General features: G+C 71.9%; 17 protein-coding genes. 7 read left to right on the top strand and 10 right to left on the bottom strand.

Features of this window, described 5'->3' with window-relative positions:
- The 7 genes from BHU15_RS38260 to BHU15_RS14555 form a co-directional block, all read right to left on the bottom strand.
- Positions 1 to 623 (bottom strand): hypothetical protein (locus BHU15_RS38260; RefSeq protein WP_079128141.1); only part of this gene is annotated, 623 nt, incomplete at its 3' end.
- Positions 620 to 1,207, bottom strand: coding sequence for an RNA polymerase sigma factor (locus BHU15_RS14580; protein WP_069627590.1), 588 nt, complete (start codon positions 1,205 to 1,207; stop codon positions 620 to 622). The genes BHU15_RS14580 and BHU15_RS38260, both read right to left, overlap by 4 nt.
- The gene (locus BHU15_RS14575; protein ID WP_069627589.1) at positions 1,204 to 1,458 is read right to left on the bottom strand and encodes a hypothetical protein; all 255 of its coding nucleotides are present in this window, start codon (positions 1,456 to 1,458) and stop codon (positions 1,204 to 1,206) included. The genes BHU15_RS14580 and BHU15_RS14575 overlap by 4 nt, the downstream gene beginning before the upstream one ends.
- Positions 1,458 to 2,102 (bottom strand): GNAT family N-acetyltransferase, encoded by a 645-nt coding sequence (locus BHU15_RS14570; RefSeq protein WP_069627588.1) that lies wholly within the window; start codon positions 2,100 to 2,102, stop codon positions 1,458 to 1,460. The genes BHU15_RS14575 and BHU15_RS14570 overlap by 1 nt, the downstream gene beginning before the upstream one ends.
- Before the next feature lie 85 nt (positions 2,103 to 2,187).
- Positions 2,188 to 2,853 carry a response regulator gene (locus BHU15_RS14565; protein WP_069627587.1) on the bottom strand — a complete coding sequence of 222 codons (666 nt, stop codon included), beginning with the start codon at positions 2,851 to 2,853 and terminating at the stop codon, positions 2,188 to 2,190.
- A complete protein-coding gene (locus tag BHU15_RS14560) occupies positions 2,850 to 3,929 on the bottom strand; it encodes a sensor histidine kinase (protein ID WP_079128142.1) in 1,080 nt (359 codons plus the stop codon). The genes BHU15_RS14565 and BHU15_RS14560 overlap by 4 nt, the downstream gene beginning before the upstream one ends.
- Before the next feature lie 98 nt (positions 3,930 to 4,027).
- Positions 4,028 to 4,573 (bottom strand): hypothetical protein, encoded by a 546-nt coding sequence (locus BHU15_RS14555; RefSeq protein WP_069627585.1) that lies wholly within the window; start codon positions 4,571 to 4,573, stop codon positions 4,028 to 4,030.
- Positions 4,574 to 4,803: 230 nt separating this feature from the next.
- On the opposite strand from BHU15_RS14555, the gene lon reads away from it, so the two are divergent.
- Entirely contained in the window at positions 4,804 to 7,209 is a 2,406-nt protein-coding gene (lon, locus tag BHU15_RS14550; protein ID WP_069627584.1) for an endopeptidase La, read from the top strand.
- 108 nt (positions 7,210 to 7,317) lie between these two features.
- Here lon and BHU15_RS14545 read toward each other — a convergent pair whose 3' ends face one another.
- On the bottom strand, positions 7,318 to 8,163 hold the full coding sequence (locus BHU15_RS14545) for a lysozyme (protein WP_069627583.1): 846 nt from the start codon (positions 8,161 to 8,163) through the stop codon (positions 7,318 to 7,320).
- 229 nt (positions 8,164 to 8,392) lie between these two features.
- On the opposite strand from BHU15_RS14545, the gene BHU15_RS14540 reads away from it, so the two are divergent.
- The gene (locus BHU15_RS14540) at positions 8,393 to 8,887 is read left to right on the top strand and encodes a MarR family winged helix-turn-helix transcriptional regulator (RefSeq protein ID WP_106962481.1); all 495 of its coding nucleotides are present in this window, start codon (positions 8,393 to 8,395) and stop codon (positions 8,885 to 8,887) included.
- A gap of 25 nt (positions 8,888 to 8,912) precedes the next feature.
- Here BHU15_RS14540 and BHU15_RS14535 read toward each other — a convergent pair whose 3' ends face one another.
- Positions 8,913 to 9,695 (bottom strand): protein phosphatase 2C domain-containing protein, encoded by a 783-nt coding sequence (locus BHU15_RS14535; RefSeq protein WP_069627582.1) that lies wholly within the window; start codon positions 9,693 to 9,695, stop codon positions 8,913 to 8,915.
- 479 nt (positions 9,696 to 10,174) lie between these two features.
- Between BHU15_RS14535 and BHU15_RS14530 the strand changes: the two genes are divergently transcribed.
- Genes BHU15_RS14530 through BHU15_RS14510 form a run of 5 tightly spaced genes read left to right on the top strand, consistent with a single transcriptional unit; the run spans position 10,175 to position 15,935 of the window.
- Positions 10,175 to 13,042: a sensor histidine kinase gene (locus tag BHU15_RS14530; RefSeq protein ID WP_069627581.1), complete on the top strand. Its 2,868-nt coding sequence runs from the start codon at positions 10,175 to 10,177 to the stop codon at positions 13,040 to 13,042.
- Complete coding sequence (locus tag BHU15_RS14525) at positions 13,039 to 13,521, top strand: roadblock/LC7 domain-containing protein (protein ID WP_069627580.1); 483 nt, start codon at positions 13,039 to 13,041, stop codon at positions 13,519 to 13,521. Before BHU15_RS14530 ends, BHU15_RS14525 begins: the two co-directional genes overlap by 4 nt.
- On the top strand, positions 13,518 to 13,976 hold the full coding sequence (locus BHU15_RS14520) for a DUF742 domain-containing protein (protein WP_069627579.1): 459 nt from the start codon (positions 13,518 to 13,520) through the stop codon (positions 13,974 to 13,976). Before BHU15_RS14525 ends, BHU15_RS14520 begins: the two co-directional genes overlap by 4 nt.
- Complete coding sequence (locus BHU15_RS14515) at positions 13,957 to 14,622, top strand: GTP-binding protein (protein ID WP_069627578.1); 666 nt, start codon at positions 13,957 to 13,959, stop codon at positions 14,620 to 14,622. Before BHU15_RS14520 ends, BHU15_RS14515 begins: the two co-directional genes overlap by 20 nt.
- A 44-nt stretch (positions 14,623 to 14,666) precedes the next feature.
- The gene (locus BHU15_RS14510; protein WP_069627577.1) at positions 14,667 to 15,935 is read left to right on the top strand and encodes a styrene monooxygenase/indole monooxygenase family protein; all 1,269 of its coding nucleotides are present in this window, start codon (positions 14,667 to 14,669) and stop codon (positions 15,933 to 15,935) included.
- On the opposite strand, the gene BHU15_RS14505 is transcribed toward BHU15_RS14510, so the two are convergent.
- Complete coding sequence (locus BHU15_RS14505) at positions 15,922 to 17,199, bottom strand: C40 family peptidase (protein WP_069627576.1); 1,278 nt, start codon at positions 17,197 to 17,199, stop codon at positions 15,922 to 15,924. The two genes, BHU15_RS14510 and BHU15_RS14505, sit on opposite strands and share 14 nt — an antisense overlap.
- Between the last annotated feature and the right edge of the window lie 172 nt (positions 17,200 to 17,371).

Genomic DNA, 17,371 nt, shown 5'->3' with positions numbered 1-17,371 from the left:
TAACTGCCGAGCGCCGGCGCCGCCAGGGACAGCGCGAGCCCCGGCAGCAGCCAGACCGCCGCCCCCGGCGCCCCCGCCGACGCGGGCAGCACCGCCCCCGTCGCGGTCAGCAGCGGCAGGCTCACCGCGAGGACGGCGGCGGTCCGCGTCAGCAGCAGCCGCAGCCCGCCCCCGGGGGTGGACGCGGTGATCTCGTACAGAGGGTCCGCCGTCCCCCCGTACGACACGGCGACCCCCGCGACCGGCAGCACCGGCGCCAGCGCCAGCAGCAGCGGGCGCGCGCCGCTGAAGTCCGCCCCGTACGCGAGGCCGACCGCCCCCGCCGCGACGAGCACCACCGCGAGCAGCCACGCGCCGCGCAGCGCCGGCCCCGCCGCCCACAGCAGCCGGGCGGCCGGCCCGATCCGTGGCGGTGCCGGGGCCACGGACGTCAGCACCGCCGCCCGTACGTCCGCCAGTGCGGGGCCCGCGGCGCCCCCCCGTACCGCCGCGGACACCCGTACCGCGCACGCCCCGCACGACTCGACGTGCCTCTCCAGCGACCAGGCGTCCGGCTCGGACGCCGAGCCCGCCGCGTACGAGGCCGCCAGCGCGCCGTCCACATGCCAGCCGGTCCGGGTCATGCGGTGCCTCCCAGTGGTGCGATCCGGCCCAGTTCCAGGCGCAGTTCTCTGCGGGCCCGCAGCGCGCGGGTCTTGACGGTCCCCTCGGGTATGCCGAGCAGCTGCGCCGCCTCGCGGGTGGTGAGTCCGTCGACGACCGTCGCGCGCAGCACCTCGCGCAGTTCGGGCGAGATGCGGTCGAGCGCCGCGCCGACGTCGCCGAACTCCAGCCCCGCGAGCACCCGTTCCTCGGCGGAGGGGGCGACGGAGGCCGGTTCGTGTTCCCTGCGGCCCCGCTCGTCCGCCCGTTCGGCGCGCGCCTGGGCACGCCGTGCGTCCACGAGCCGCCGCCCGGCGATCACCCACAGCCAGCCGCCCGCCTCCCCGCCGCGATGGGTCCCGGCGGAGCGCCAGACGGTGACGAAGGTGTCCTGGAGGACTTCACGTACGGTCTCGGGGTCCGCGCACCGCCGCGTCAGCCGCGCGTGCAGCCACCCGGCGTGGCGGTCGTAGAGCACGCCGAGCGCTTCGGCGTCCCCCTTGCCGACGGCGCGCAGCAGCGCGGCGTCGTCACGGTCTGCCCCCGTGGGGCGGAACAGTCTCACGCTCCCTCTATCGCCCGCCCCACCGCCACCGGTTCACGCCGCCCGCCCGCCACGAACCGGTCGGGGTGGAAGTTGAGCGTCACGCGCGCGTGGGCGCGGATCAGCGCGACGAGGGCACCGACGTCCACCGCGCCGCCCAGGGCCGCCTCGATCCTGCCGAGGGCGTCGTCGTGGCCGGCCGCGCCCCGTGTTCGCACATGGTGCAGCGCCGCGAGCTGGGCGGCCGTGGGGCCGGTCGGTACCGTCGCCATCAGTCCGGCCGGCGTACGACGCTCGTGAGCGGTCCCTGGAGCCGCCAGCCCAGCGACGTGTAGAGCCGCAGGCCGTCGCGCGTGCCGGCGAGGACGCCGGTGGTGGCGCCCGCGTCGGCGGCGGCCGTTTCGAGCGTGCGCATGACGAGGCTGCCGAGGCCGCGCCTGCGATGGTCCTCCCACGTCTCGACCTGGTCGACGACCGCGGTCGTGCCGGGGTCCGGCGCGGAGATCTGGCCGCGCGCGGCGGGGGCGCCGTCGGGGGCCGTCACGCGTACGTGGATGACGCCGTCGCGGGCCTCCGTCGCCACGGTGTAACCGCGGGGCGGGGCCGGCGGGACCGAGCGGGTCAGTGCATGGAACATCATGTAGCCGGGGTCGTCCGGCACCGTCCACCCCGGTGTGAGCCACCCGGCCACCACCTCCGGCGGGGCGAGCAGCTTCAGCCAGGCACCCGGCTCGGTGACGGTTTCGCAGAGCTTCCTTACGGAGGGCTCGTCCGGCTCCGGAAGGATGTGCCGCAGCACATGGCCGGGCAGACCGACGTCGATGCGGTAACCCCACGGCTCCACGACCGGAGCCGATGCCGAGCGGGAGACGGCCCATCCCGCGACCCACGCTGCCGTAATGGTCGAACTGTCCATTCAGCTATTACAGCGCACCCTGTGGCCCACTCGCGAGCACTTTCCGCGGGGCCGGATGGTGCTCGCGGGCTCCGGCGATCTTCGTTCAGGCCAGCCCTGCCGCGATGGCGCGGCGTACGGCGTCGGCCCGGTCGCGGATCGCGGCCTTGGCGAAGAGGTTGTTGATGTGCGTCTTGACCGTGGCCTCGCTGATGAAGAGCCGCTCGGCGATGGCCCGGTTGGGCAGGCCCTGGCCGATCAGCGTGAGGACTTCGCGCTCGCGCGGCGTGATGTCCCGCGGCAGCGGGTCCTTCGGCGCCGAGGGCGTTGCCCTGGCGGTGGCGAGCAGCCGGTTCTGCACCTCGCGGTCGAGTACGGACTGCCCGGCCGCCGCCGCCCGGATGGCCCGGATGATGTCCTGGCGGCCGGAGTTCTTGGTCAGATAGCCGCGGGCGCCGGCGCTCAGCGCGGACAGGATCGAGTCGTCGTCGGCGAAGGTGGTCAGCACCACCACGGCCACCTCGGGGTGCTCCTCGGTCAGCCGCCGGGTCGCCTCGGTCCCGTCCATGCGCGGCATCCGCAGGTCCATCAGCACGACGTCGACCGGCCGGGCGGCCACCGCGGTCAGTACCTCGTGCCCGTCCGCCGCGGCGGCGACGACGTCGATGTCCGGGGAGAGCCCGAGCATCGCCGCGAGGGGCTCCCGTACGGCGGCCTGGTCGTCGGCGACGACCACACGCAACGGCTGCTGGTTCTCTGTCGGTTCGCTCATCCCGGAATCCTCGCCTCCACTTGCCAGCCGCCCTGGTCCGGTCCTTCGGTCACCGGGCCCGCTGTGATGGTGCCGCCCAGCAGGGCGACGCGTTCGCGCATGCCGATCAGCCCCATGCCGCTGCCGGCGTCCCGGGTCACCGTGCGGGTGCCGGGGCGGTTGCGGATCCGAAGCACGGTCGACGCCTCGGCGAACGTCAGCTCGACGCCCACCGCGCCGCCGGGCGCGTGCCGGGCGGCGTTGGTCAGTGACTCCTGGGCGATCCGCAACAGGTTCTGGGTCACCCGCGCCGGCACCTGGCGTACGGTCCCGGTGACGGTCAGGACGTCGCGGTGGCCGGAGGATTCGAGCATCGCGGTGAGGCTCTCCAGCAGCGGCAGGGCGTCCTCGCGCAGCGCGTGCACTGTCCACTGCGCCTGTTTCAGGCTCTCCCTGACCATGCTGTGCGCCTTGTCGTTGGCCTCGCGGACCTTGTCCAGGTCACCGGTGTCGAGCAGCGCGTCCGCCAGCTCCAGCTGCATGTTGATCCCCGCGAGGGAGTGCGCCAGGACGTCGTGCACGTCCCGGGCGATCCTGCCGCGTTCGGTCAGCACCGCGGTCTGGGCCTCGGCGCGGGCGGCCCGCTCGGCGGATTCGGCCGCCGAGATCGCGGCCTCGACGGCGCGCTGGCGGTTGCGGTTGGCGATGCCGGCGAGGACCGGGGTGCCGGTGGCGAGGCCGAGAACCCAGGGCAGCTCGTGGTATCCGGGGCCGAGGCGGAAATACAGGACGGCCCCGCACAGCAGACCGCACAGCGTCGCGAGCACGAGAGCCGCTCTGGTCTCCAGCCGGTAGCCGATGTGCCCGGCGACGAAGAAGGCGAAGAGATAGCTCGTGCCGCTGCGGCTGACCCCGATCAGCGCCGCCGCCGCGACGATCGCGAGCGTCAGCCAGAGAACGGTGACGCCCTTCGGCAGCCTGGCCGGGGGCAGGGTGCGGATCAGCAGCCCCGCGCAGCTGATCACGAAGAGGACGAGGACCGCCAGTCCACGGCCGCTGAAGCCCATCGGCCGGATCGTCAGGATCCCGGCGACCATGATCGCGATGTTCGCGGCCCACTGCCTCCGGGGATCGCTCAGCAGAAACGGCCGAGGGGCGTTGGCGGTTGCGGGCACGGCGTGACCATAGTCCACGGTCAGGCCGCGCGGCCGGAGACGGACGCGGTGGGCACCGCCGCCGTGGCCCGCCGCGCACGGTCGACCATCCGGCTCCGTACGTAGATCGTGGCCACCCGGGTGACCACCTCGGTGAGCGCCATCAGTACGAACGCCGCGACCCAGGCCTGCTCGCTGGTGATGTGGTGGGCGAGGCTGAACCGGGCGACGTCGTCGGAACCGCCGCCGTGCTCGGTCCACATCTGGAAGCCCATCCGGGCGCCCATGCCGAGCACCCACAGGATCGCCGAGACCGCGCCCGCCTTGATCAGGAGGTGGCCGCCGGCCGAGCGGATCCGGGTGTAGACGCCGCCGGCGATGCCGAGGGCGGCGCCGACGGCCATCAGGACGACGATCAGCACCAGGTCGTTGCCCGCGGTGGGGATCGAGTCGAGGTAGTTGTGCGCCACGAAGGCCACGATGCCCAGCGGTATCAGGAAGGTCTTGAGGTCGAGCCGGTCTTCCCGAAGCTGGCGGAAGACGACGAGGACGAGGGCGATGTCGATGATCCAGTCGGTTGTTGTCATGCCCGCAAGCCTGCTGGGACAAGGCTTCTCGCACCTGGACCCATGGGTGGAGTCCGGGGTGGAGGTCCACCGGCGAGTCCGCGCGGGCGGCGGGTGCGGGCCCGGCGGCGGGTGCGGCAGGACACCGATCGCTCAGAGCGAACACCCTCCCCAGGTATCCGGGGAACAACCGCAGGCTCACAAGCATTGAGTCCACATAGCTCAACTTTTTGACTGCCGAAGGGGAGACCATGGCTGCCACGTCCACACCGCTCACCCTGCCTGTGCTGCCGCTCGACGACGAGGTCGTGCTGCCCGGGATGGTGGTGCCGCTGGACCTGTCCGACACCGAAGTGCGGGCCGCCGTCGAGGCCGCCCAGGCCGCCGCCCGCGACGACTCCGACGGGGGAAAGCCGAAGGTGCTGCTCGTGCCGCGCCTCGACGGGGCGTACGCGGGGACCGGCGTCCTCGGGACCGTCGAGCAGGTCGGCAGGCTCTCCGACGGCGACCCCGGCGCCCTGATCCGCGGCAGGGGCCGCGTCAGGATCGGCGCCGGTACGACAGGGCCCGGCCGCGCCCTGTGGGTCGAGGGGCTGCGCGTCGAGGAGACCGTGCCCGACCCGCTGCCCGGGTCCGTCACCGAACTGATCAAGGAATACAAGGCTCTCGCCACCGACTGGCTGAAGAAGCGCGGCGCCTGGCAGGTCGTGGACCGTGTCCAGCAGATCGAGGACGTCTCGCAGCTCGCCGACAACGCCGGCTACTCGCCGTTCCTCAGCACGGCCCAGAAGGTCGAGCTGCTGGAGACCGCCGACCCGGTGGCCCGGCTGAAGACGGCGACCGACCAGCTCCGCGAGCACTTCGCCGAGCAGGACGTCGCCGAGTCCATCGCCAAGGACGTCCAGGAGGGCGTCGACAAGCAGCAGCGCGAGTTCCTGCTGCGGCGCCAGCTCGACGCCGTACGCAAGGAGCTGTCCGAGCTCAACGGCGACGCCGCCGACGAGTCCGACGACTACCGCTCCCGCGTGGAGGCCGCCGATCTCCCCGAGCACGTCCGCGAGGCCGCGCTCAAGGAGGTCGACAAGCTGGAGCGGTCCTCCGACCAGAGCCCCGAGGGCTCCTGGATCCGCACCTGGCTGGACACCGTCCTCGAACTGCCGTGGAACGAGCGGTCCAAGGACGCGTACGACATCCGGGGCGCCCAGCGCGTCCTCGACGCCGAGCACGCCGGCCTGGAGGACGTGAAGGAACGGATCACGGAGTACTTGGCCGTCCGCAAGCGCCGTGACGACCGCGGCCTCGGTGTGGTCGGAGGCCGCCGCGGCGGCGCCGTCCTCGCCCTCGTCGGCCCGCCCGGCGTCGGCAAGACCTCACTCGGCGAATCCGTCGCGCACGCCATGGGACGCTCCTTCGTCCGCGTCGCGCTCGGCGGTGTCCGGGACGAGGCGGAGATCCGGGGCCACCGGCGTACGTACGTAGGCGCGCTGCCGGGCCGGATCGTCCGGGCGATCAAGGAGGCCGGTTCGATGAACCCGGTCGTCCTGCTGGACGAGATCGACAAGGTCGGCTCCGACTACCGGGGCGACCCGGCCGCCGCCCTCCTCGAAGTCCTCGACCCGGCGCAGAACCACACCTTCCGCGACCACTACCTGGAGGTCGAACTCGACCTGTCCGACGTGGTCTTCCTCGCCACCGCGAATGTCCTGGAGGCCATTCCGGAGGCCCTGCTCGACCGGATGGAGCTGGTCCGGCTCGACGGCTACACCGAGGACGAGAAGGTCGTCATCGCACGCGACCACCTGCTGCCGAGGCAGCTGGAGCGGGCCGGTCTGGAGACCGGTGAGGTCACGCTGGAGGACGAGGCGCTGCGCAAGCTGGCCGGCGAGTACACCCGTGAGGCGGGCGTACGTAACCTCGAACGCTCCATCGCCAGACTGCTCCGCAAGGTCGCCGCACAGCACGAGCTGGGCGAGCGTGAACTGCCCTTCTCCGTAGGAGACGGCGATCTGCGCGGCCTCATCGGCCGGCCGCACCACGTGCCCGAGTCCGCCCAGGACCCGGCCGAGCGCCGCACCGCGGTGCCGGGCGTGGCCACCGGCCTCGCCGTCACCGGCGCGGGCGGAGACGTCCTCTTCGTGGAGGCGTCGCTGGCCGACCCGGAGACGGGCGGTTCGGGTCTGACCCTGACCGGCCAGCTCGGCGACGTCATGAAGGAGTCGGCACAGATCGCGCTCTCCTTCCTGCGCTCGCACGGCGCCGAACTGGAGCTGCCCGTGGCCGACCTGAAGGACCGGGGCGTGCACATCCACTTCCCGGCGGGCGCGGTGCCCAAGGACGGTCCGAGCGCGGGTATCACGATGACGACGGCGCTCGCCTCGCTGCTGAGCGGGCGTCAGGTCCGTACGGATGTCGCCATGACCGGCGAGGTCTCGCTGACCGGGCGGGTGCTGCCCATCGGCGGCCTGAAGCAGAAGCTGCTGGCCGCGCACCGGGCGGGCATCACGACCGTCGTGATCCCGAAGCGCAACGAGGCGGATCTGGACGACGTCCCCGCCGAGATCCTGGAGAAGCTGGAGGTGCACCCGGTGACGGATGTACGCCAGGTCCTGGAGATCGCGCTGTCGTCGGCGACGGCGGACATCCCGGTCGCGGCGTAACGCGTACCGGCGCGCGACGGACGAGGGACCCCCGGCACCGGGTGCCGGGGGTCCCTTCCGTTCACGCCCGACGCCCGAAGCCCGAAGCCCGGCGTCAGCCGTCAGCCGTCAGCCGTTGGCGAGAGCCACGACCCGGTCGAGCGCGCCGTTGAACCTGTTGTGGTCGCCCACGATGGGACCCGTGGAGGTGTACTGCCACATCGTGTAGAAGCCCCAGCCGGCCGGGAGTTCACCCACCGTGGTGTTGTAACGGGCCACCCAGAGCGGGTTCGTGGCGCCGAAGCCCGCGTAGTTGCCCGTGCACTGGGTCCACCAGCTGGTCGCCGTGTAGATCACGGCGTCACGGCCTGTACGCGCCTTGTACGTGTTCAGGAACTCGCGGATCCAGGCGACCATCTGCGCCTGCGTCTTGCCGTAGCAGGCGGCGCCGTACGGATTCCACTCGATGTCCAGCACACCAGGAAGGGTCTTGCCGTCGCGCGACCAGCCGCCGCCGCCGTCGACGAAGTAGTTGGCCTGGTTGGCACCGCTGGAGTCGTTCGGGGTGGCGAAGTGGTAGGCGCCGCGGATCATGCCGACGTTGTACGAGCCGTTGTACTGCTGCGCGAAATACGGGTTCTTGTAGTAGTTGCCTTCCGTGGCCTTCACGTACGACCACTTCACGCCGCTGCTCCACAGGGACGCCCAGTTGACGTTCCCCTGGTGGCTGGAGACGTCGACGCCCTCGGTCTGCACCGCGCGGTCGCCGGCGGGCGGGGTGCCGCCCTGGCCGTCGTGCTCGACGACGCCCATGCCCATGTGGGCCGAGCCCCGCTGGGGGGTGTCAGAGGTGCGGGGGGTGCCGTCGGCGCTCGCCGCGCCCGGCAGGGTGAGAAGAAGAGCGAGAGCCGCGAGGAGGACGCCGGCCAGGGTGAGGCGGCGGCGACCTGATGTTCTGGATCTGCGCACGGACATGTTCGTGCCTCCGAGAACTTTCGAGGGGGGAGCTCATGACATGTCGACATGTCATGGAGTGGACATGCCAACATTCGCGCTGTGCATGACGCTACGCGGCAGTAACGGAGCGACGGAAGAGGCTCAAGCCGCTGCCGTTGGTATAAACCTGCGAAATAATGACCGAGCTGCGGCAATGGGCCCCGGCGACGGAAAACTTTCAGGAGCGGGAAAGCGCGCGATGGGTGTTATGGGTGCTGACGTGCACGGGGACGGTACGGCGAATGAACCCGAACCGGCCGGGAAAAGTGATGTGGACCACGAATTCCTGGCACTGGAGCGGGAGTTGGCCGTCTTTCTGCGCCGCGCCAGAGCCAATTCCGGCGAAATGGCCCGGGAGGTCCACCCCGAACTGGAGCCGGCCGCCTACGGACTTCTCGTACGGCTGGAGGAGACCGGTCATCAGCGCGCCACCGATCTCGCCGTCTATTTCGGTGTCGGCAAGGCGACGATGAGCCGTCAACTGCACGCCCTGGAAGCACTCGGACTGGTCACGCGCGAGCCCGATCCGGCCGACGGGCGCGCCTCGCTGGTCCGGCTCACCGGCGAGGGGGTCGCGCGCTTCCGCCGGGTCCGGGACGCGCGGCGCGAGCGGTACGTACGCAAACTCGCGGACTGGGACCGGGCGGAGGTCGCCGAACTGGCGCGGCTGCTGCACCACTTGAACGCGCGCGCGGAGAGCTGACGCCGCCGGGCCGGCCCGGCGGCGGCTACGGCTCGACGTACACGACCGTCGCGTCGTCGTACGGCTTGCCCCGCCGGAAGGCGATCCCGTCCGGGTCGGCGGACTCCGCCGCCCGCACCCGGTCGATCAGCTCCTGCGGCCCGCTCTTGCGCACCAGCGCCAGACAGTCCGCCCAGTCGCCCTCCCGGAACACCTCCACCCAGCGCGCCGCGCCGTCGGTCAGGCCCACGAAGGCGCGTACGTCCGAGGCGGGCGTGCGCCCCGTCACGGCCTTCGCCGCCACGTCCGGGTCGACGGCCGCCGTGAAGAAGCCGCCCTCCGCGTTGCGCAGGGCGTCCGTCGCCGCGGCCCGGCGGCGTACCTCGCGCGGTACGCGGTCAAGCCGGTCGTCCACGACGGCCCGCACCGCGCCGTCCGGCGACTCGATGAGCAGGGTCGAGTCCGAGAGGACGAGATGCTCGACCGTGTCCGCGTTCCAGCGCGCCATGACGACGGTCGCCTGAGGCGTTCGTGGGTGAGAAAGGTCACACGTCGACCGGTGGGCGTCGGCGGTACGCCGAATGGACTCCGCCAGGATCTCGGCGAGGGTCATCTCCCGCCGTGAAGCGGACAGTTCGGTCAGCGCCCCGCCCAGTCGCGCGGTGAACCACGGCACGCCGTGCACACAGCCGTCGCTGTCCGGCGGGGGAGTCACGCCGTCCAGTACGACGAGCGTGCCGCCGCTGCCGGCGGAGGGCGCGGCCACGGCGGTCCAGTCCTCGTTCGGGCGGGGATGGCTGCCAGGGGCGGTGGCGATGTCGATGCGCATGCGCCCCAGTCTGCCCGAGCCGCCCGTCCGGCCCCGTTGCCGCGCCACCGCCTCCGCCGGGCCCCTTCCTGTGCCGGGGCGCACCCCGCGTACGCTCTCGTCCGCCGGGCGTCGCGTCTTCGGACGGCCGGACGGCCGGCCGGCCGGGTGGCTGGATCGACGGCCGGACGCATGGCCGGATGCAGGCCGGAACAGTGGCCGGAATGATCCGTTCCGCGACGATGTGGCCCGGCATCCTGCCAAAGCTCACGCCTAAGTTCCAACCGCCCCACCATGCGCATCGGTGCCGTGCGCCCGCGCGAGTTGTTCGCCAACTCCTCCTTGATGTTCACTCGTTCAGGTGGCGGAGCGGCCGATACGCGCCCCCTCCGAGAAACGCTGGAATGGTCGGAAGCCGTGCCAGGGGTGGAGGGGTTATCCGGGTGTGACCGGACGTCATCTCCGCCTCATGGGCGGACGAGTCGAGAATGCGAGCACCGGTGCAGAAGAAGCGGCCTCGGGGCAAGAGCGGCACGCGCGGCGGGTCCCAGGGCCCGGCTGAGCCCCGTAAGGCGGTGCCGGCGACCGGTACGGCCGGTACGGCCGCGGCCCCCGCCGGGAAGCCCGTACGCGTACGCAGCCGGCTGATCATCGCGGTCGCCGTCGTCGGCGCCACCGTCGTCGCGGCGGGCATGCCCGCGATCCTGGGCGCCTCGTCCGAACTGACCGACGCCCAGCGCCTGGTCACCCTCGCCGAGCTGAACCGGCAGTCGGCCGTCCTCGCCCACTCCCTCGCCGACGAGCGGGACGAGGTCGTCGTCCACATCGCCGGGGGCCGCGAGGAGCCCGAGAACGAGAGCGGAGACGACAAGGACGGCGCCGACAGCGCGCCCGGCGGCGCCCCCGCCACCCGCGTCGACCGGCAGATCGACGAGATCGACGCCGCGGCCTCCCCCGGCCTGCGCAGGGACCTGTCCACCGTCCCCTCCATCCGCCGCACCGCCCTCACCGGCAAGGGCACCGCCCTTGAGGCGTACCAGGCGTACACGGACGTCATCGCCAAACTGCACGCCATCAGCGACGAGGTCGCGGAGAAGACGCCGCCCGAGGCCGCCGACGGCACCCGCGCCCCCGCGGCCCTCGGCCGCGCCGTAGAGCAGGCGTCGGCCACCCGTGGCCTGCTGCTGGCCGCGCTCGCCGTCCCGGAGCCCAAGAGCACCGCACCGCAGTACGACCCGGTCACCGGCCTCCCCGTCCAGCCCGACGACGGCGGCGAGGCCGCCGACAACGACCGCACCCGCGATGCGCTCAGCGCCGCCGCCCAGCAGGCCCGCGTCCATGAGCTGGCCTCCCTCGCCGACTTCGACCAGTCGGCGGGCGCCGCGGCGCGCGACTCCCTCGCCACGACCGTCACCGGGCCCGAGGTCAACACGGCGGAGAAGTACCTCGCCTCCCTCGCCGACAGTCCCGAACTCTCCGACAAGGACCGCGACGCCAACCAGGACAAGGTCGCGGCGTCGCTGTCCAGCCGGATCGAGCAGATGCGCGGCGTCGAGTCCGGCATCGGCTCCGCCGAACTCAAGCGGCTGGAGCGGCTGCGCGACGACGACGTCACCTCGCTGGAGCTGAGCATCGCGCTTCTCGGCGGGCTGCTGATCGTCGCCGTCGGGGCGTCCACCGCCGTCGCGCGTACGCTCACCAGGCCGCTCGCCGTCGTCCGTATCGGCGCCGCGCGTCTCGCCTCCGAGCCCACGACCGAGGAACCGGTCCGCTTCACCGGCCGCAACGACGAGTTCGGCCAGGTCGTACGGTCCCTCAACAGCCTGCACGCCTCGCTCCTCGACGTGTCCGCCCGCGCCGACAAGCTCAACAGCGAGCGCACCGGACTGATCGGCGCCCGGCAGGCCATGGCCGACCAGCGCGCCGAACTCCAGCAGCGGGTCGCCGACATCACCGCGCAACTCGAAGCGCTGCGGCACACCGTCCACCACACGTTCGTGAATCTCTCGCAGCGCACGCTCGGCCTCGTGGAGCGTCAACTCGGCGTCATCGAGAGCCTGGAGGAGCGCGAGCAGGACCCGGACCGGCTCGGCGTCCTCTTCAAGATCGACCACATGGCCACGGTCATGCGCAGGCACAGCGAGAACCTGCTGGTGCTCGCCGGGCACGAGCCGGGCGGGGGCTACCCGGGCCCCGTACCGCTCGTCGACGTGCTGCGCGCGGCCGTCAGCGAGATCGAGGAGTACGAGCGGGTCACCATCCAGTCGCTGCCCCCGCGCGCCCAGTTGGCGGGCTTCGCCGCCGACGACATCAGCCACCTGGTCGCCGAACTCCTGGAGAACGGCACGTCGTTCTCGCCGCCCGACGCCCATGTCGAGCTGTCCGGCTGGCTGCTGGAGAGCGGCGACGTGATGCTCTCGGTGCAGGACAAGGGCATCGGCATGCCGGCGGCTCGGATCGCCGAACTCAACGAACGCCTCGCCGCACCGGAGACGCACAAGCCGGAGACGCACAAGCCGGAGACGCACGAGCCGGGGCCGGCCAACTCCGAGGAGAAGCAGGAGAAGCAGGAGAAGCAGGGGAAGGCAGGAAAGCCGGGCAAGCAGAGCAAGCCGGGCAAGCCCGCGAAGCCGGCGAAGAGCGCCACCGACGACACCACCGGCGACAACGGCCTCGGCCTGCGCGTCGCCGGGCTGCTCGCCTCGCGCCACGGCGTCGAGATCACCCTGCGCGAGCACCAGCAGGGCGGCCTCGTGGCGGTCGTCGTACTGCCGCAGGCCCTGCTCCCGACGGTCCCGCCGCTCGCCACGCCGCACCGGTCGCCGGTGGGGGGCGTGGCGCCGGCGCTGCTGCTGCCGGGCTCGGCGGCGGAGGCCAACTCCAATGTGCTGCCGGGCCGTTCGGAGCGTGAGCCTCTGGAGGCGCCCGCCGATGACCCGTACGCCATCGGCCCGGACGCGCACGAGCGCGTCGCGGACGTCGCGGACGAGCCGGAACCGCAGGCGGACCCCGAATCCGAGCCGACCGTGGACGCCGTCACCGACGCCGTCACCGACGCCGTCACGGACGCCGTCACCGACAAGGGACTGCCCAAGCGCACCCCCAAACTCCTCAAGCCCGCTGCCACGACGCCCGATCGGCCGGGTAGCGTCGACGCGGACGCGTTGCGCCGCAGGCTCGGTGGTTTCCACCGAGGGGTCAAGGACGGCAGGCGCGACGCCGATGCCGAGCTCTTGGAGCAGACCGAAGTGCAGAAGCAGAGCAGTTCAGCGCAGAGCGGTTCAGTACCACGGCAGCAGGACGCGGCGGAGGGGGCCGACGCTCGTACGGATGAGACGGGGGACACTGTCGAGGAGGCACGCAGTTGACGGCGACCGGCACATTCGGACTGAGCAGTGAAGCCCGCAATCTCCACTGGCTGTTGACCAATCTCGTGGAGGAGGTACGCGGAGCGCGCTCCGTCGCGGTCGTCTCGTCGGACGGACTGCTGCTGCTCTCGTCGGACCCGGCACAGCACGAGGCGGCGGAGAGCGCGAGCGCGAACGAGAGCCCGCGCGGCTCCAGCGCCGACCTCGCGACCATCATCTCCGGCATCAGCAGCCTCACCCTCGGTGCGGCCGAACTGATGGACACCGGCGGTGTGAAGCACACCATGGTCACGATGGAGGAGGGCAGCGTCTTCGTCATGTCGATCAGCGACGGTTCGCTGCTCGGCCTGCACGCCGGCGCCGACTGCGACATGCACGTCGTGGCGTACCACATGGCGATGTTCGTCGCCCGCGCCGGACACGTACTCACCCCCGAACTCCGCAGCGAGCTGCGCAAGTCGATGGAGAGCGCCCGATGACATCGGTACCCGCGACCGGATCGGCCCGCGGGCTTCCCGCCGGTGGCCGCCCTTCCGGGCGCGGCACCGGCTACCGCGTCGCGCGCGTACGCCCGTACTCGCTGACCCGTGGCAGGACGCGCTTCGGCCATGTGCTGCTGGTCGAGACGTTCGTCGCCGCGCTGGAGGCGCCGGAGGAGCGCAAGGAGCTGACGGCCGGGGACCCCGGTACCGGTGCCGGTGGGGCCGCGGCACGCGTCATGCCGGAGATGCGCGCCATCGTCGCGCTGTGCCGGCGCATGCGGACCGTCGCCGAGATCTCGGCGCTGCTCAGCATTCCGCTGGGCGTCGTCCGGGTGCTGCTCAGCGATCTGGCCGACCAGGGAAAGATCCGCGTGTACGGCACCGGCCACGACAGCGACCACCCGGACCGGGCGCTGCTGGAAAGGGTGCTGGGTGGACTCCGCCGCCTCTGACGCGTTCGGCGCCTCTGACGCGTTCGGCGTCCCGGGCACGCCCGACGACCCGGGCGCGGCCGAAGAGGGCCTGCGCGACTGGCAGTTGGACCGCACCAGAGCGCCCGTCGCGACCAAGATCGTCGTCGCGGGCGGCTTCGGCGTCGGCAAGACGACCTTCGTCGGTTCGGTCTCCGAGGTCAGGCCGCTGCGCACCGAGGCGGTGATGACGCGGGCCGCCGAGGGGATCGACGATCTCGCGGCCACCCCCGAGAAGACGTCCACCACCGTCGCGATGGACTTCGGCCGCATCACCCTCGACCAGGACCTGATCCTGTACCTGTTCGGCACCCCCGGACAGGACCGCTTCTGGTTCATGTGGGACGACCTCGTACGCGGCGCCATCGGCGCCGTCGTCCTCGTCGACACCCGCCGCCTCGCCGACTGCTTCCCCGCCGTCGACTACTTCGAGAACTCCGGCCTGCCGTACATCGTCGCCGTCAACCACTTCGAGGGCACCGAGCCGTTCGAGGTCGAGGACGTACGGGAAGCCCTCACCGTACCGGCGCGCGTGCCCGTGATGATCATGGACGCGCGTCAGCGGATCACCGTCGTGGACACGTTGCTGGCCCTGGTGGCCCATGCCCTCGAAGCGGTATCCACATAGCCTGACAACAGGCAAGCAGGCAGCAACATACGGAGAACCCCGCCATGCGGAAGATACTCGTCGTCGGCGCCGGACAGTCCGGCCTCCAGCTCGCCCTGGGACTCCAGTCGTACGGGTACGAGATCACCCTGCTGTCCAACCGCACGCCCGACGAACTCCGGTCCGGCCGCGTCATGTCCACCCAGTGCATGTTCCACACCGCGCTCCAGCACGAGCGCGACCTCCAGCTGGGCTTCTGGGAGTCCCAGGCCCCGCGCGTCGAGGGACTCGGCGTCTCGGTCGCCGCGCCCGACCCCGCCAGTCCCTCCGGCTACTCGCGCGCGGTCGACTGGGTGGGCAGGCTCGACGGGATCGCCCAGTCCGTCGACCAGCGGATCAAGATGGCCGGCTGGATGGAGATATTCGCCCAGCGCGGCGGCCAACTCGTCATCCACGGTGCGGCGGTGTCCGACCTCGACTACTTCTCGCGCCTCTACGACCTCGTTCTCGTCTCGGCCGGCAAGGGCGAGCTGGTCGCGATGTTCGGCAGGGACACCGCCCGCTCCCCGTACGCCACGCCGCAGCGGGCGCTCTCCGTCGCGTACGTCCACGGGCTCGGCCCGCGCCCCGAGCACCCCGACTTCGACGCCGTCCGCTGCAATCTCGTCCCCGGCGTGGGGGAGTTCTTCGTGATGCCGACGCTGACCGTCACCGGCCGCGCGGACATCCTGTTCTGGGAGGGCGTGCCCGGTGGCCCCGTCGACGCCTTCCAGGGCGTCAACGACCCGGCCGACCATCTCTCGCTGACATTGGAGCTGATGGAGCGCTACACGCCCTGGGAGTACGCCCGCGCCATGAAGGTCGAGCTGACCGACGCGAACGCCACGCTGGCCGGCCGCTACACCCCCACCGTCCGCCACCCGGTCGGACGGCTGCCGGGCGGCGGACTCGTCCTCGGTGTCGCCGACGTCGTCGTGGCGAACGACCCGCTCACCGGGCAGGGCTCCAACTCGGCCTCCAAATGCGCCGCTTCGTATCTGGAGTCGATCGTGGCGCACGGGGACCGGGAGTTCGACGAGGCCTGGATGCGGGCGACGTTCGACCGCCACTGGGAGAGCGCGCGGCACACCACCAGGTGGACGAACGCGATGCTCGCGCCGCCGCCGGAGCACGTACTGAGGATGTTCGACGCGGCGGGCCGGCTCCAGCCGGTCGCCGACCGGTTCGCGAACGGCTTCGACGACCCGTCGGACTTCGAGGACTTCTTCTACGACGCGGAGAAGACCGACGCCTATCTCGCGGCGGTCGGCGGCGAAGGCGTCACGACCGGCTGACGTCCCCCGCGCGCGTGTTGTTGCCGGTGTCCGACCCCTTCGTGGCGCCCGGCGGCAGCTTCGGCGGCCTGTACGACTCCGCGTCCATCGGTCCGGCGCCCGGATCGGGGCGTACGGCGCCGAGCAGCGGATTCGACGCGAGGGGCGAGACCTTCACCCGGGACCCGGGGCGCGGCGCGTGGACCACCTTCCCCTCGCCGAGGTACATCGCCACATGGGTGGCCTTCGGGAAGTACACGACCAGGTCGCCGGGGCGCAGTTCGCTCAGCTTCACCTTCGGCAGCCCGGCCCACTGCTGCTGGCTCGTACGGGGCACGTTCACCCCGGCGCGCGCCCAGGCCCGCGACGTGAGCCCCGAGCAGTCGTACGCCTCCGGTCCCTCCGCGCCCCACCGGTACGGTTTGCCGATCTGTTCGACGGCGTAGTCGAGTGCCTTGCCCCCGTTGGCCGACGGCGCCCGAAGGCTCCGGCTCGCGCCCCCGCTCCTCGTCGCCGTGTCCGGCACCGTCTGTGCCCCTGCCTCCGTCGAGATCTCCGCCTCCGGCGAGGTCTCCGGCTCCGGCGAGGTCTCCGGCTCCGGCGCCGCGTCTCCGAGCGCGCCCGAAGTGATCAGCTTCTTCTGCGCCTTGTCCGTGTCGGCCTCCTCGCGCTCGGCGATCGCCGCGATCTGCTCGGCGGTGAGCGAGGCGAGCATCTTCTCGACATCGGTCAGTTTCGTCCGGACCGTGTCGCGCTGCTTCTTCTGCTTCGCGGCGAGCGCCTGCTGTTCGGCGAGCACCTTCCGGGACTGGGCGGCGAGGGTGTCGGCGCGCCTCTCGCCGTTGGTGAACCGGGCGACGGTCGACAGCCGGCCCTGCTGCGCACGGTCCATCAGATGCTTCTGATCCAGCGCGTGTTGGGGATCGTCGGCCAGCAACAGCTCGACGTAGGAGGAGAGTTCGGAGGAGCCCTGGTACTGCTGGCGGGCCAGCTGCCCGATCTGGGCCCGGCTGCGCACCAGGGACTCGCGCGCGCCGGTGAGACCCGCTCCGACGTTCTTCACCTTCGCCTGCTGGGCCTTGAGCTTGACCTCGGTGGCGTTGTAGTCCTCGGTCGCCTCCTCGGCCTGCTGGTACAGCTTTCGCATATCGGTGAGCAGCGCGGAGACGCTGCGCGGGGCGCCGTCGTCCGGTACGGGTGCCGCCCCGGCCGGCGCGGTGCACGGGATCGCGGCCAGGACGGCGAGCGCCGCCGTACAGACGGACCGCAGAAGTCTGGCTGACACACCATCACCTCCAGTCGCGGGGCGGCCTGCCCGACCCCAGGGAGATGATGCGGCGTCAGCGGCCGGGCTCCCGTGTGCTTACCGCACAATTGGGCGAGATGGCGGCACGCCACCACCCCCGGCGGGCCGATGTCGCGGCCCCCGGCGTGGCGGTTTGCGGCCTCCGGCGCGG

This window comes from Streptomyces niveus, from assembly GCF_001723055.1.
GTDB classification, from domain to species: Bacteria; Actinomycetota; Actinomycetes; order Streptomycetales; family Streptomycetaceae; genus Streptomyces; species Streptomyces niveus.
The sequence above is the reverse complement of the archived record's forward strand: the minus strand, read 5'-3'. Positions and strand labels throughout refer to the sequence as shown.